The organism is Candidatus Palauibacter scopulicola (genome assembly GCF_947581915.1).
GTDB lineage: Bacteria > Gemmatimonadota > Gemmatimonadetes > Palauibacterales > Palauibacteraceae > Palauibacter > Palauibacter scopulicola.
Genome location: NZ_CANPWG010000060.1, coordinates 26,678 through 41,408, shown reverse-complemented (window position 1 = coordinate 41,408; position 14,731 = coordinate 26,678). Strand labels below are relative to the sequence as shown.

Sequence of the window (14,731 nt, the reverse complement as noted above, 5' to 3'; positions counted from 1 at the left end):
TCGGGCTTCATCCCGCTGGTCCGAGCAGCCCGAGGAAGTTCAGGACGAATCCGATCGTGAGGGGGATGATGGGCAGCAGCGTGACGCCGACGGCGATGGTCACGCCCGCCCGGAAGAGAAGGGGACCGGTCGGAAGGAGCCGTTCGCCGAACAGCTTCTGGAGCGCGATCTCGACGACGGGACCCAGCGAATAGCACACGTTCGCCCACACGGCCCACCAGATCGCCCCGCGGACCAGGTCGACCGGTTGAAGCGTCGCGACCACCGCCGTGAGCGCCGCGCCGAACGCCATCGTCACGAGTCCGGTCCCTCCGACGATGAGGTTGTAGGGGAGGCGGCGTTTCTCCCACCAGCCGATGATTGCCCCGACGCGGCGCTCCGCCGGTTCGGGGTAGAGGAAATCGGCGAGGAAGGTGCCTCCGGGGACGATGCCTCGGGTCAATTCGCCGGCGGGGGGTGGATCGGTCAGGGTGTCGTGGTTCGTCACGGGCTCGCTTCGCGGGACCTGCTCAACTCGACGTGGTCACACCGTCATACGGTCCCGCGCGCTCCGGGTTCCGCGCCGGCAGAAATTCGCGCCGGCAGGAATTCGCTCCGGGGGCCGCCCGAAAGACCCCCGGAGCTACCCGTGCCAGGCCAGGCTCAGCGCAGCGAGGCCGTCAGGTCGCGGATCGCGTCGGCCAGCAGCGCCAGGCGCCGCGCATCTCCCGGCGCCGCCGCGTTGGCGGCGAGACGCGCGTCCTCGTCGAGTTCGGCGGCCACCGCGTTCAGTTCATCGAGCGTGGCGTTCCGCTCGGCGCCGGACTGGCTCTCCGCCATGTCGAGCAGCGCCGCCACCCGCTCCCCGCGCTCGGCCCGGATGCCGCTGTTGCGCTGCATCTGGATCAGGTACGACCGCGCGACCGCGAAGCTCGCGGGCCAGTCGAACCGCTCCTGGTTCTGCACGTTCGAGTCGCCGACCATCACCGACATCGCGGCGTCGATCTCCGCCTGCGACAGGTGCTCGCTGGCGGCGAGCTGGAACACGTCCACGCCGCGCGCGATCTCCGCGCCGTAGATCGCACCGTTGTGCCAGTACGCCGACCAGTAGCCGCCGCTCAGCATCTCCACCGCGTCGAGAGGGCCACGGTCGAAATAGGCGATCTCGAACGGATTCTCCGGATCCGTGAAGTCGAAGATCGACAGGCCGCCCTGGTACCAGCCCTGCACCATGATGTCGCGGCCGGGCACCGGGATCATGGACCCGTTGTGGGCCACGCAGTTCTCCTGCTCCGTCTGCGGCACCGGCAGCTTGTAGTAGCCCGCCAGCTCCATCTTGCGGTCGCGGATCGTGAAGATCGCGTTGGCGCCCCACGTCTCCGGATCGGAGCCGCGGCAGCGCGGCGCTCCGCCGCCGCCCCACTCGTCCGTGAACACGATCGCCGTTCCGTCGTTGTTGAAGGTCGCCGAATGCCAGTAGGCGAAGTTCGGGTCGACGACCTGGTCGATGCGGGTCGGATTCTCGGGGTCGGAGATGTCCAGCAGGATGCCGTTCCCCGCGCAGGCTCCGGCGGCGAGCCCCAGATCCGAGCGCACGGTGATGTCGTGGCACTGGTTCGTGAGACGGGACGCCTGCGTGCCTTCGCCGTGGTCGCCTCCCGCCCACAGCCCCGCGATATCCCCGGTCTCGGGGTCGGCGAAGATGCGCGGCATGTTGACGACTTCGGCATCCTCCGGCGCATCCACCGGCACTTCGATGATCTCGATCCGGAACAGCGCCGTGTTCTCGTCCTCCTCGGCCGGCTGGCCGGAGCAGCCCTCGAGTTCGCTGCCCGAACGGACGCGTCCCGTGCCCGAAACGTAGATGTAGACGCGCGAGTTGTCGTTGGGGTCGGTGACGAGCGTGTGCGTGTGCGAGCCGCGGCACGTCTGCACGGTCTTCACCTGGCGCGGATTCCCGATGTCGGAGATGTCGAAGATCCGGATCCCCTGCAGGCGCATGGTGCTGACGCTGTCCTGGACCCCCTCGGTGCCGCAGTCGAGCCGGGCCGACGTCTGCTGGACCGACATGAAGAGGAGGTTCTCGTGCACGCTGACGTCACCCTGTCCGCCCGGGCACACGACCGCGACGACGAGTTCGGGCTGGGCCGGATCCGAGGCGTCGAACACCTGGAAGCCCCAGTAGCTGCCCTGGAAGACGAGGTCCCCCTGGAAGGCCAGGTCCGAGTTCGTCGGGCCGCGTCCGCCCGCCTCGTCGGTGAGGAAGGGATCGGGCTTCGGGAGGCTGATCAGCCGCTCGAGGTTGCCGATCGCCATGCCGGCATCGTGGAGGCCCGGCGCGAGCCCGATGCGCGGATCGTCCGGATCCCACTCCCAGACGGCCTCCGGAGGGGGTGGCGGCGGGTCCTGGGCCGCCAGGGCATCCGCGCCGGCCAGCCAGCCGAACGCCAACGCGAACAACGCCACCGCCGGGCGGCCGATCCGCCGTCCCACGGTCAAGGTCTCTCTGCGTGACATCTTCCTACCTCCTGCCTCCGTGAATCGTCGATGAGCGCTCATGGAATCGCGTTCAGCATGTCGCTCATGCGCAGGATCTCCATGTCCTGGTCCGCGTCCACATCCGCCGCGAACCGGAAGATCTCCGTCTCCTGGCCTCCGCCAGGACTGTCGAACAGTTCCGCCACCATCATCAGGGCGCCCTGATGATGCTTGATCATGCCCTCCAGGAAGAGCCGGTCGAACTCGGCGCCGTGTGCAGCGGCGAGGGCGTCCATCTCCTCGCGGGACAGCATCCCCGGCATGAGTTCGCCCTCGCCGAGTCCGTGCGCATGTCCGGTCCCCATCATCGGAGCCGTCTCGCCGCGGCGCTCGAGCCAGCGCGTCATCCACGCGATCTCGTCCCGCTGGGAGATCTCGATCCGGCGCCCGAGCAGGTGCAGTCCCTCGTGGTCCGTCCGCTCCGCAATGAGGGCGGCCATCTCCAGCGCCTGGGCGTGATGCGGGATCATCCCCTGCATGAACCGTACGTCCGCCTCCGTGTGCGTGATGCTCTCGAGGGATGCGGCTTCCTCCACCGTCAGGACGCGCGTGGCCTCGCCGGGGGCGCCGGGCTGGACCGTCCGTGCCTCCCCCTCCCCCTCGCCCGCGTCGCCGCGGCACGCGGCCAGCGCCACGAGCAGGAGCCCGGCCCCGCGCGCGAACTTCATTCCAGAGCCCTCCGCCCGTCGGCCGCTAATCGTCGTCCTCCGTCGCAAGTTGGGCTTTCGCCGCCCGCACCATCTCGCGCACGTCGGCCAGCATCCGCTGCGCGTCGTAGATGATGCCGTCCTTGATCGTGTACTTGATGCCGCCGACGCGCTCCGTCTCGCCGGTCTCGTCGTTGAGCTTCAGCGCGCCGTTTCCGTACAGGACCTTCAGGTTCTGAAGCGGGTTCTCCTCGACGACGACGAAATCGGCCTTGAGCCCGGGGCGGATCATCCCGAAGTCGGGCGGCAGTCCCTTGGGATCGTTCAGCTCCTGCGCCCCGTGCAGGGTCGCCGAGCGGATGACTTCCACCGGGTGGAAGCCGGCCTCGCGCAGCAGTTCGAACTCCCGGATGTAGTCGAAGCCGTACAGCTTGTAGATGAAGCCCGAGTCCGAGCCCGTCGTCACCCGGCCGCCGCGGTTCTTGAACTCGTTGAGGAACTGCATCCACACCTTGTAGAAGTTCCGCCACGCGACCTCTTCCTCCGTGCCCCAGTAGAACCAGTACGAGCCGTGCGCGGCACGGCTTGCCTGATAGAAGTCCCACTGGCTGGGGAGCGTGTACTCCTCGTGCCAGTCCGCGTTGCGGGCGGCCATCACGTCGCGGCTCGCCTCGTAGATCGTCATCGTCGGATCGATCCCGAACCCGAGTTCGAGGAAGCGCTCCTGGAGCGCGTTCCAGCTCTCGGAGCCGGGGCCGTCGACCTGGTCCCAGAGCCGGGCCACGTTGCCGAAGCGGTGCTGCTCGTTCTGGTAGTTGTAGTCGAGCGGCCAGTCCTGGACGCTGTAGTCGGACAGCATGGACTCGAACAGGCCGTAGTAGTGGGTCATCATGTCGAGCCCGATCTCGGCCGCGTCGAGCGCGGTCATCCGCCCCACGCCCATCTGGCCGAGGTGGGCCACGGTGCCGAGCCCGTGCTGCCGCGCCTCGTCGATCAGCGCCTCCATGATCGGCGGGTCGTACGAGCCCAGCTTGAGCCCGTCGATCTTCTGTCCGTCGACTTCCTGCGCCGCCGCCCAGCGCACCCATTCGCGCGCCGTCTCGGGCGAGTGCACCAGCCCCTGGCCCCAGGCCTCGCCGGGCCGCACGTAGGTGTACATGCGCGGGGCGACGATCTCGTTGCGCGCCGCCTTCGCCTTCTCCTCGAGCGACCACATCATCGGCCCGTGGCCCACGCCGCGGGAGGTCGTGATCCCGTGCGCCATCCAGAGCTTGTAGACGTACTCGGGCTGCGGCGCCTTGGGGAGGCCGCCGGTGTGGGCGTGCATGTCGACGAAGCCGGGCATGACGAAGTGCCCGGAGAGGTCGACCTCGTGCACGTTCGCGCCGGGATCGTCCTCGATTTCCACGTCGGGCCGGCGATCCTCGCTGATGTCGAGACCCGGGAAGCCGACAGTGTTGACGGAGACGATGCGGTCGCCCTCGATGACGATGTCCACGGGGCCCTGCGGCGGCGCGCCCGTTCCATCGATGATCGTGACGCCGCGAAGAATCAGGCGGTCGTAGGGGCCGTCGCCCTCGTCGGCGCCGCGTGGCGTCGTTTCCGGGCGGCCGACTTGCGCGAGCAGCGATCCCGCGCCGAGGAGGAAGACCCCGGCCGCCGTCAGGATGACCCGGCAATACCGTTTCGTTCTCATGATCCCTCCATGATCCATGCGGCGAACCCTCATGTCACGGCCGCCGCCACTTCGGAAATGTTGCTCTCGCGGAGCAGCTTGACCCGGAACTCGGTGAACTCGCCCGGCTCGCTCTCCACCTCGAGCTCGCCGCCGTGGCCCACGACGATGTCGCGGGAGATCGACAGCCCGAGCCCGGTTCCCTGCGTCCCCGACTTCGTCGTGAAGAACGGCTCGAAGATCTTCCGGACGATGGAGTCCGGAATGCCGGTGCCGTTATCCCGGATCGACACGATGACGTGGTCGTCGTAGCCCCTCGTCCTGAGCGCGACGGTGGGAGAATAGTCGGCGTCCTCCTCCTCCTCCTCCTTGCGGGCGGCCGTCGCGTGACAGGCGTTGGTCACGATGTTCAGGAAGACCCGGCTGAGGTCGCGGGCGATGCCGGTGACCTCGCCGGCTTCGTCATCGAAATCGCGGTCCAGCGTCACGTTGAAGGAGGAGTCCGTGCCGCGCAAACCGTGGTAGGCGAGCTTCGCGTACTCGTCGACCAGCTGGTTGACGTCGATGGTCTCCGCGGCGCCGGCCTCGTCGCGCGAATGAGCCAGCATCCCCTCCACGATGCGGTCGGCCCGGCCTCCGTGCTCCCGAACCTTGGTCACGTTCATCTCGAGGTCGCCGAGGACCTCATCGATGAACTCGCGGTCCATCTCCGCGTTCCCCTCCGCGACCTCGTTCAGCTCCTCCTTCAGTTCGTCGATCAATTCCTTCGACAGAACCGCGAAGTTGTTCACGAAGTTGAGCGGATTGCGGATCTCGTGGGCGACCCCCGCCGTGAGGGCGCCGAGCGAGGCCAGCTTCTCCTGCGTAATGACCTGTTCCTGCGTACGCCGGAGGTCGTCGAGCGTCTGCTCCAGCGCCTCGTTCTTCGTCTGCACCTCCTGCGCCAGCTTCTCGACCAGGTTCAGCCGCTGCACCTCGAGGGCGTGCTTGCGGAACACCTCCAGCGCGTGCGCCATGTCGGTGACCTCGTCGTTCCCCTCGACCTCCACCTTCACTTCGAGGTCGCCCTCGGACATGCGCCGCGTGGTCGCGAACAGGCTGTTCAATCGGACGATGAGGGAGCGGCCGAACGTCTTCCAGGCGACGCGGGCCGCGCCGATCGTGAACAGGATCACGGCGAGGAGGAACCAGAACCCCAGTTGCACGAGGAACTCGGAGCGGCTGGCCGCATCGCGGGCGGTCTCCTCGACGCGTTCCATGAGCGCCCGGACCCCCATGTCGAGTTCCGCCGTCGTCTGCCGGTTGCGCTCGAGCAGGTCCTCGGCCCGGCCGACCTCCTCCAGTTCCCGCCGCCGGGTCTGGAAGATGCCGGCGGAACCTCCGTACAGCTCGCTGGGGACGCTCACCGCGTCGGCCAGCGTCTCCCTCAGGAGCGGGCGGATCCTGGGCAGCGTCGCCCTCACGTCGCGGAGGGCGGTCTCCACGCGTCCCTGGTTGGCGAGCAACTGCTCCGCATCGGTCTCGGTGAAGGCCTGCTGGATGAGCGTGATCGCCTGGTTCTGCGACGCCTTGAAGTTCAGGAGGCCGTCGAGTTGCTCGATTTCGTCGAACGCCTGGCGCTGGGAATTCGGCGCCGGAACGTCCGTCAGCTGGCGGAGCCCCGTGCTCATGAAGAAATACTGGTCGTCGATCGCCTCCTCGAGCACCGACTGGAGACGGAGTCCGGTCTCCTCGACGGTCGTCGCCATCTCGGCGAGCCGGGCCGCGTACGTCATCCGGTTGTTGACCGACTCGTAGATCTCGTTGATGTTCGCCACCAGGTCTTCGGCCAGGCCCGCGACATCCGCATCCATGCCCGCTCCGCCGCCGACCTCGCCGACCCAGTACTGGAGGCTGTCCTGCTCCAGCAGGACGGCGGCCCGGACGTCCGCCAGCGTCGCGGGGTCGGCGGCCGACAGGAGCTGCGGGGATGCGCGCAGGAGCCCCTCGCTGTGCTGCGTCACGCGGTGGCCCGCGAGGAGCGAGGGGATCTGTTCCTGCGTGACCTCGCTCTGTCCCCGCTCCACGATGGTCATGAGGAGGAGCGCGAGGAGGATGGCGCTGATCGTAAGGAGCACGCCGCCGCCCAGTCCGACGACGATCTGGCTGCCGATGCCGAACCGGCCGCCGGTCGCCTCCCGCGCCCGCGCCCCCAGCCGGCCGGGGAGCCGCGCCAGCGCCCACTCGAAGGCGCGGTGGATGCGCTCGTCGCTCTGTTTCACCGGAGGGCCCTCGGTACTCACCGGGAGAGCCGGGTTACGGGCACGAACTCTCCCTCCCGAATCACGGTCAGGAACACGAGGTCAGAGCCCTGGTTGTCTTCCGCCCCGTATTCGACCGTGAAACCGCCGAGGTCGATGGGGCCGGATTCCGCCAGCGTGCGGAGGAAGGACTCCCGCGTGGGCAGAACGTCCTGATCGCCGGCCGCCAGCGCCTCCACGACCAGCCGCCCGGCCAGGTAGCCCTCCAGCGACACGAAGCCCGGCCGGGCGGCGGGATCGACCGCCCGCAACGCGGCCTGATAGCGCGCCACCACGGGGATGCTCGGGTCGCGGGGGAAGGGCACGACCTGCGTCACGACGACGCCGTCGCCGGCGCGGCCCAGCTCGTCGAGGAGGGCGTAGCTGCCGACGAAGGAGATGTTCACGAACAGGGCGTCGAGGCCGATCTTCCTCGCCCACCGGATGAAGTGCGCCACGGGGATGTACGCGCCGATGATGATGACGGCCTGCGGGTTGCCGGCCTGGATGTCGAGGAGCCCTCGCTTCACGGCCCGCGTGTTCCGCATGTAGGGGGCCTCGCTGACGAGTGCCATGCCGCGCGCGTCCATCGCGCTGCGGACGCCCGTCAGACCGGCCAGCCCGTAGTTGTCATCCTGGTAGAAGACCGCGATGCGCTCAAATCCGAGGTCCTCCACCAGGCGGTCCACCATCTCCTGCGTCTCCTGGTCGTAGGACGCGCGCAGGTTGACGACGTAACGCTGGTCCGGGCCCCTCAGCAGGCCGGCGCCCGTGAACGCCCCGATGTAGGGGACGCCGGCGTCGCTCGCGCCCGGTTCCGCGGCAGCGGAGGTCGGCGTGCCGACGGCGCCGATGAGGCCGAACACGCCGTGCTCGATGAGTTCCTGAGTGTTGGCGACGGCGGGTTCGGGTTCGTAGCCGTCGTCGCGGACGATGAGGCGGAGGGCGCGCCCGTGGACGCCGCCCTCCCGATTGGCCTCCTCGAACGCGGCCCGGATGCCGAGGTTCATGTTGCGGCCGAGTTCCCCCGCCGGCCCTTCGAGGGCAGCCGACTGGCCGAAAACGATGGAATCGGCGTGCACGCCCTCGGCCGCGGCTTCGCTCTGCTGCGACATGGCGGCGCCCGGCAGCGTGCCGGCCGCCACCACGGCCGCGAGCGCGAGAAACCGGCGCTGCATCAGGAGGCTGCCCCCAGGTACCGAAGCGTCAGGCAGGTGATGTCGTCGGACTGGTCCGCCTCTCCCGCATGTTCCTGCACCGCCCGTATCACGTGGCGGTTGATGTCTTCCGCCGACGAGCCGTGGCATTCGCCCAGCACCTCGGCCAGCTCCTTCTCGCCGAGTTCGACGCCATCCTCGTTCATCGCCTCCGTCACGCCGTCCGTGTAGAAGAACACGGCATCGCCCGGCTCGAGCGTGATCGACCCCCTGGGGAAGTCGATCCCCGACATGACCCCGAGGACGAGTCCCGGATCGGCGGCGATCTGCTCGACCTCTCCCGACGCCTTGATGAGGAACGGAAGATTGTGCCCGGCGTTCGCGAACGTGGCCTTACCGTTCACGGGATTGAACTTGGTGTAGAAGAGGGTCACGAACATCGACTCCTCGTTCTCGTTGATGAGAAGCCGGTTCACCTCGTCGAGACAGACCGAGGGGTCCGGCTCGCCGATCGCCGTCCCCTTGAGGAGCGTGCGGCTCACCATCATGAAGAAGGCCGCCGGCACGCCCTTGCCCGAGACGTCGGCCATGACGATCGCCATGTGGTCTTCCTCGAGGCGGAAGAAGTCGTAGAAATCCCCTCCCACTTCGCGGGCCGGCGTCATCCAGGCATGGAGCTCGTAGCGCGGGTCGCTGGGGTAGTTCGTCGGCAGGATCGACTCCTGCATCCGCGCCGCCACGCCGAGTTCCTGGCGCAACGCCACCAGCGCGTCCCGGTCGCGCAGCGCGGCTCGCATCACCGCGAGGTGCTCCAGGGTCTTGGCGATCGTGGTTTCCAGGTCCCCGAAGTCGATCGGCTTCGTGACGAAGTCGAAGGCGCCGCGGTTCATGGCGGTGCGGATGTTCTTCATGTCCCCGTAGGCCGTCACCATGACGGCGCGGAGGTCGCGGTCGAGTTCGGCCAGCTGCCCCAGGAGTGTGAGGCCGTCCATCTCGGGCATGTTGATGTCGGAGAGCACGAGGTCGACATCGTCGTGCTTGTCGAGCTTCGCGAGGGCTTCGACCCCGTTCTGGGCGAAGACCAGCGTGAATTCGCCCGAGCGGATCCGGCGCCGGAACTTCTGCCGGAGGAGCAGCTCCAGATCGGGTTCGTCGTCTACTACCAGGATCTTCGGCATCGAAGCCTCGGTTGAGGTGAATCGTCGGTCATGAGTTCCCGCCCTTGTCCGAAACCGCGTCCAGTCGTCATCGTCCCTGTCGATCTTGGCGCGGGGGTCCCCGCGCTGCGGTGCGGGAATCTCCACAACCGGGGACCGGCCGCGCAATATGTCGAACCTCGGCAGCATGCATGGTTTTGGCGCCGGGGGCGCCCGGAACAGCGAGTGGACAACCAACCGACAGGAGCGGAACGGGAGTGCGGATCGCCGTCAAGCCGGACCCGAGCGAGCCACGCCGCGTGGTGGACGAGGTCGAGCGCTTCTGCCTGGAGCGCGGGATTTCCAACGACATCGTCTTCCGTTTTCAGCTCTCGCTGGACGAGCTTCTGACGAACGTCATTTCCTATGGATTCGAGGGAGTTGCGGATGATCCGGTCATCACGGTGGACATTCGCCTCGGAGACGCCGACATTGAGATCACGATTCGAGATAACGGCCGGTCCTTCAACCCGCTTGAGGACGCGGAGACTCCCGACATAAGCCTTGCGGCGGAGGATCGTCCCATCGGGGGGCTTGGCATCCACCTGACGAAGTCTTTTATTGACACGCTTGCGTACGAGCGGGTCGAGGGTTTCAACTGCCTTACCCTAAGGCAGCCGCTGGGGGCTGCCGGAAGCGAGGAATCGCCAGATGAACATTGAGACCAGCTATTCGGGAGATACCGCCGTGGGGGTGGTCAGCGGGCGCGTAGACTCCAGCAACGCCAAGGACTTCGACGGGGAGCTCTCCGGCATCATCGATGGGGGAGCGACCAACCTGGTCCTGGATTGCGGAAGCCTGCGCTACATCAGCAGTGCCGGGCTACGGGCGCTGTTGATCGCCATCCGCAAGACCAACCAGGCCGGCGGCGGGCTCGCCCTGTGCCAAGTCCCGGAGAATATCCTCGAAGTGCTGGAGGTCAGCGGCTTCGTGCGGCTGACCAAGGTCTTCGATACGGTCGAGGAAGCTCAGGCGAGTTTCACGTAGAAAGAGACCGGGAAACGGATCGGGGGGCGCGCCGGATCGCCAGCGCGCCCCCCGATCCGTTGATTCGTCGCGGCCCGTCCGGGCCCGATCAGAAGAAAGCGAACGCCTGCACCTTCCAGGACCAGTCCGACCGGCCGCCAGAGCTGTAGAAGTCCACGTTGGTGGAGATCCCGTTTCGGCCCGCGAAGTACACCATGACGCCGGGCGTGACCACCGTCCCGGTGACCTTCTCCGGATGTTCCGCGCCGGAATCGACCCAGCTCACACGGAGCATCGGCTCGATCCCCGAGACCCCGGACTCGGGCGCCGTGGGAAGATACCAGAAGGCCATGAACTGGAAGGCCGAGAACTTCGCGTCATCGTTCAGCTTCCAGTTGCGGCCCTGCAGGACGTTGGCGATCAGGTGGGGACCGCCGAGCCACGTCCCGAGTTCCACCTCGGCGCCGATCGCCGGGACGCCCATCGTCTCGTCCCGGCTGTTGAGCGTCTCGTCCAGGGCGAAGTAGGCGGACACGCGCGTGTCCCCTCCGGTGGGGAAGAGCGAGAGCTGGCCCGAGGCCGACTTCCCCGTGTTCACGTCCTTGTTCCCGATCCCCTCGCCGTTGGTGAGCGTGAACCGGTAGCCGAAGAGGTCGCTCAAGCGCCCCTGCGCGAGGATGCCCGGCTCGTAGTTATCCAGCCCCAGCGCGTCGGTGAGGCGGCCGAAGGTGCATACGCTCCCGACGCCGGGGCAGTGATCCACCCCCGTGACCCTGGCGTCTCGTTCGATGATCGGAAGCCAGGAGTTGGGCACCAGCCAGAAGTACGACATCCCCTTCTTGAACTGCCCCAGCTGGATCTGCAGCGCCTCGCTCGGCGTGAGTTCCAGGTAGGCTTCGAGCACCGCTGCGCCGTCGATGTTGAACTGAGCCCTGGCTGTGACGAGCTCGTTGAGCCTCCCGTCGATCGTCACCCACGCGCGGCGGATGAAGAAGGATGACGGCGTCTCGTCAACGCTCGAAGCCTCGTATTGTGCCTGGACGCGGGCGCCCACGGTCACGGTGGAGCCGCCACGCGCCCGGATTTCCTGGGCAAGGAGGGGGTGGACGGCGGCGAGCGCGAGCCCCAACCCAAATGCGGCGACCACTCCGATGGAGCGTTTCCACATGATGATATGCCCTCTCGTCGAAGATTCCGGTGTAGCCCGGTCACACCCGAAGATAAGCGACTGCCGCCGTTCGGCTACCGGGCCGCCGAGAACCCGTTGCGCGATGCCGAGCAGGGACGCAACCTAGATCGAGAGTCGCGGAGGGCCATGATCGAGCGACAACACCCGTTTGAAGAAGGAGCCGCCGTGAGCACCCATCAGGTACGCTGGTCCCGCCGGTTCACGGCGGGAAGGAACCTTGCAACCGCCGCGCTGCTCTCCGGCGCGGGCCTCCTACTGGCGCCGGCGTTCCTCGCCGCGCAGGACGTTGCCGGAGACCTCGGGTTCGTCCTCAACACGTACTCGTTCCTCGTCTGGGGCGTGCTCGTGATGTGGATGTGCGCCGGGTTCACGATGCTGGAAGCCGGGTCCGTGCGGTCCAAGAGCGCGTCCATGATCTGCATGAAGAACATCGGACTGTACGCCATCGCGGGTCTCATGTACTACGTCATCGGCTACAACCTCATGTACGTCGATGTCGGGAGCGTGATCGGATCGATCAGCTTCCTCTACGGCCCCTCCGCAGACGAGATCGCGCTTATCGGCGGGGACGAAGGCGCGGCCGCCGCCGTCGCGGAGAACGGCTACTCCGTGATGTCGGACTGGTTCTTCCAGATGGTCTTCGTCGCCACGACCGCCTCGATCGTCTCCGGCGCGCTGGCCGAGCGGGTCAAGCTCTGGACCTTCTTCGTCTTCGTGGGCGGGCTCACCGGGGTCATCTACCCCATCGTCGGCGCGTGGACGTGGGGCGGCGGCTGGCTCGGACAGATGGGCTTCACGGACTTCGCCGGCTCGACGATCGTGCACTCGACCGGCGGCTGGGCGGCGCTCGCCGGCGCGCTCGTCGTGGGCCCGCGCTGGGGCAAGTACCGCAAGGACGGCTCCGTCAAGGCGACGCCTCCATCGAACATCCCCGCGGTTACGCTGGGCGTGTTCATCCTCTGGATGGGCTGGTTCGGCTTCAACGGCGGCTCCGAACTCGCCCTCTCGGGCGTCGTCAACGCGGTTTCGATGAGCAACATCCTCGTGAACACGAACCTCGCCGCCGGGGCCGGCGTCATCACGGCGCTCTGCCTGTCCCGGTCCATACTCGGCCGGGTCGACCTCTTCGCCACGCTCAACGGGGCGATCTCCGGCATGGTGGCGATCACGGCCGGACCGAACATCACCAACTCGCTGTGGGCGATCCTGATCGGCGCCGTCGGCTCCCTCCTGTGCATGTTCGGGCTGAAGCTGCTGGAGATGCGGCGGATCGACGACGTGGTCGGGGCCGTGCCCGCGCACCTGTTCGCCGGAGCCTGGGGCACGCTCGCCACCTGCATCGCGGCCGGCGGCGATTTCGTCGTGCAGCTGACCGGCGTGGCGGCCGTCGGCGCGTTCGTCTTCTTCATTTCCTGGGTCTTCTGGACGGTGCTGGACAGGACGCTGGGCGTTCGCGTGTCGCGGAGCGTCGAGAGCATCGGCCAGGATGCCGCGGAGCTCGGGATCGATGCTTATCCCGAATTCGTGCTCATGGTGGATCCGGACGACGACAACGACTTCCGCGACGCGGACTGAGCGTCCGCCCACGGGTAGCGTTCAATGTCGGCGGTGAAGTTCGTCGATCACGGCTATGCCGACCCGGACCCCGCGATCTCGGCGGGGTCCGGGCCTTTCCGCCACTACGAACTGGATGCCGCCTTTCACGACGAGCTGTTTCACGAGGACGGTACCCCCAGGGCGCGGGCGCGCCGGTTGCGGACCGCCCTCTCCAGGATCCCTCCGGAAGACCTGGAGCGGCTCCAGGACGGCGTGTACCGCCGTTTCGTCCATGAGGGGATCACGTTCACGGTCCTCGGCGTCGAAGATGTCTCGGAGCAGATCATCCCCATCGACTGCGTGCCGCGCCTCATCACCGCCGAGGAGTGGGATCACATCGAGCGGGGACTGAAGCAGCGCCTCGCGGCCCTCAACCTGTTCCTGCACGACGTCTACCACGACGGGAAGTCGCTGCGGGATGGCATCGTCCCGGTCGACCTCGTGCTCGGCTGTCCCCAGTACCGTCTCGAGATGCGGGGGATGAGGGTGCCGCACGACGTATACGTCGCCGTGTGCGGGACGGACATCGTGCGCGCGGGCGACACGTTCGCGGTGCTGGAGGACAATCTCCGCGTCCCGTCGGGCGTTTCCTACATGCTCGCCTGCCGCACGGCGATGAAATGGGCTTTCCCCTACCTGTATCGGGCGTACGGGGTCCGCGAGGTGGCGGACTACCCGGAGCGCCTCTACTCGACGCTCGCGTCGCTCTCGCGGACGGCGGAGACGCCCCGCATGGCGGTGCTGACGCCGGGCCGATACAACTCCGCGTACTACGAGCACGCGTTTCTGGCCGGCGAGATGGGCGTCGACCTGGTGGAGGGGCGGGATCTCGTCGTGCACGACGCGACGCTGTACGCGCGCACGGCCGCGGGTCTGCGGCGGATCGACGTGCTCTACCGTCGGATCGACGACGATTTTCTGGATCCGGTCGCTTTCCGCGACGACTCCGTGCTCGGGGCCGCCGGCCTCTTCCACGCCTACCGGGCCGGCAACCTGGTGCTCGCCAACGCGCCGGGCACGGGCGTGGCGGACGACAAGGCGTTGTACGCGTACGTCCCCCGCATCATCCGCTACTTCCTGGATGAAGAGCCGATCCTGGCCAACGTGGAAACCCATCTCTGCCGGGAGCCGGACGGCCTCGCCTACACGCTGGACAACCTGAAGGAGCTCGTCGTCAAGGAGGTCGGCGGGAGCGGCGGCTACGGGATGCTCGTGGGCCCGCACGCGACGAAGGCTGAGCGCAAGGCGTTCGCGGAGCACCTGCGGAACGACCCGGCGAACTACATCTCGCAGCCGGTGCTGCCCCTTTCCCGGGCGGGCTGTTTCGTGGACGGACGACTGGAGCCTCGCCACGTGGACCTGCGCCCCTTCGTCCTCCAGGGGAGCGAAGAGCAGCATGTCGTTCCCGGGGGGCTGTGCCGCGTCGCGCTGCGCAAGGGGAGCCTCGTCGTGAACTCCAGCCAGGGCGGAGGCTGCAAGGATCTATGGATTCTCCGTGAGTAGCGGCGG

12 protein-coding genes are annotated in these 14,731 nt (G+C 67.6%); 4 read left to right on the top strand and 8 right to left on the bottom strand.

Annotated elements, in window-relative coordinates; all coding sequences use genetic code 11:
- Positions 1–7: 7 nt before the first annotated feature.
- The 7 genes from RN743_RS11745 to RN743_RS11715 form a co-directional block, all read right to left on the bottom strand.
- Positions 8–487 (bottom strand): hypothetical protein, encoded by a 480-nt coding sequence (locus tag RN743_RS11745; protein WP_310780043.1) that lies wholly within the window; start codon positions 485–487, stop codon positions 8–10.
- Between the two features lie 155 nt (positions 488–642).
- Entirely contained in the window at positions 643–2,496 is a 1,854-nt protein-coding gene (locus tag RN743_RS11740; RefSeq protein ID WP_310780042.1) for a hypothetical protein, read from the bottom strand.
- A 38-nt stretch (positions 2,497–2,534) separates the two neighbouring features.
- A complete protein-coding gene (locus tag RN743_RS11735; RefSeq protein ID WP_310780041.1) occupies positions 2,535–3,185 on the bottom strand; it encodes a DUF305 domain-containing protein in 651 nt (216 codons plus the stop codon).
- 25 nt (positions 3,186–3,210) lie between these two features.
- Positions 3,211–4,860: an amidohydrolase family protein gene (locus RN743_RS11730; protein ID WP_310780040.1), complete on the bottom strand. Its 1,650-nt coding sequence runs from the start codon at positions 4,858–4,860 to the stop codon at positions 3,211–3,213.
- A 29-nt stretch (positions 4,861–4,889) separates the two neighbouring features.
- A complete protein-coding gene (locus tag RN743_RS11725) occupies positions 4,890–7,100 on the bottom strand; it encodes an ATP-binding protein (protein WP_310780039.1) in 2,211 nt (736 codons plus the stop codon).
- A gap of 17 nt (positions 7,101–7,117) precedes the next feature.
- Positions 7,118–8,296 (bottom strand): ABC transporter substrate-binding protein, encoded by a 1,179-nt coding sequence (locus tag RN743_RS11720; protein WP_310780038.1) that lies wholly within the window; start codon positions 8,294–8,296, stop codon positions 7,118–7,120.
- Positions 8,296–9,453, bottom strand: coding sequence for a SpoIIE family protein phosphatase (locus RN743_RS11715; protein WP_310780037.1), 1,158 nt, complete (start codon positions 9,451–9,453; stop codon positions 8,296–8,298). Before RN743_RS11715 ends, RN743_RS11720 begins: the two co-directional genes overlap by 1 nt.
- 236 nt (positions 9,454–9,689) lie before the next feature.
- Between RN743_RS11715 and RN743_RS11710 the strand changes: the two genes are divergently transcribed.
- Positions 9,690–10,133, top strand: coding sequence for an ATP-binding protein (locus tag RN743_RS11710; RefSeq protein ID WP_310780036.1), 444 nt, complete (start codon positions 9,690–9,692; stop codon positions 10,131–10,133).
- Positions 10,123–10,458: an STAS domain-containing protein gene (locus RN743_RS11705; RefSeq protein WP_310780035.1), complete on the top strand. Its 336-nt coding sequence runs from the start codon at positions 10,123–10,125 to the stop codon at positions 10,456–10,458. The genes RN743_RS11710 and RN743_RS11705 overlap by 11 nt, the downstream gene beginning before the upstream one ends.
- A gap of 88 nt (positions 10,459–10,546) precedes the next feature.
- Here RN743_RS11705 and RN743_RS11700 read toward each other — a convergent pair whose 3' ends face one another.
- Positions 10,547–11,605: a porin gene (locus RN743_RS11700; RefSeq protein ID WP_310780034.1), complete on the bottom strand. Its 1,059-nt coding sequence runs from the start codon at positions 11,603–11,605 to the stop codon at positions 10,547–10,549.
- 186 nt (positions 11,606–11,791) lie between these two features.
- Between RN743_RS11700 and RN743_RS11695 the strand changes: the two genes are divergently transcribed.
- Together RN743_RS11695 and RN743_RS11690 are read left to right on the top strand one after the other, a co-directional pair.
- Positions 11,792–13,201 (top strand): hypothetical protein, encoded by a 1,410-nt coding sequence (locus RN743_RS11695; protein ID WP_310780033.1) that lies wholly within the window; start codon positions 11,792–11,794, stop codon positions 13,199–13,201.
- 33 nt (positions 13,202–13,234) lie between these two features.
- Positions 13,235–14,725 (top strand): circularly permuted type 2 ATP-grasp protein, encoded by a 1,491-nt coding sequence (locus tag RN743_RS11690; RefSeq protein ID WP_310780032.1) that lies wholly within the window; start codon positions 13,235–13,237, stop codon positions 14,723–14,725.
- Positions 14,726–14,731: the final 6 nt, after the last annotated feature.

Bases quoted from the DNA above. Each gene is read 5' to 3' on its own strand.
- RN743_RS11740 (WP_310780042.1), bottom strand. From the start codon at position 2,496: ATGTCACGCAGAGAGACCTTGACCGTGGGACGGCGGATCGGCCGCCCG.
- RN743_RS11735 (WP_310780041.1), bottom strand. From the start codon at position 3,185: ATGAAGTTCGCGCGCGGGGCCGGGCTCCTGCTCGTGGCGCTGGCCGCG.
- RN743_RS11730 (WP_310780040.1), bottom strand. From the start codon at position 4,860: ATGAGAACGAAACGGTATTGCCGGGTCATCCTGACGGCGGCCGGGGTC.
- RN743_RS11720 (WP_310780038.1), bottom strand. From the start codon at position 8,296: ATGCAGCGCCGGTTTCTCGCGCTCGCGGCCGTGGTGGCGGCCGGCACG.
- RN743_RS11715 (WP_310780037.1), bottom strand. From the start codon at position 9,453: ATGCCGAAGATCCTGGTAGTAGACGACGAACCCGATCTGGAGCTGCTC.
- RN743_RS11705 (WP_310780035.1), top strand. From the start codon at position 10,123: ATGAACATTGAGACCAGCTATTCGGGAGATACCGCCGTGGGGGTGGTC.
- RN743_RS11700 (WP_310780034.1), bottom strand. From the start codon at position 11,605: ATGTGGAAACGCTCCATCGGAGTGGTCGCCGCATTTGGGTTGGGGCTC.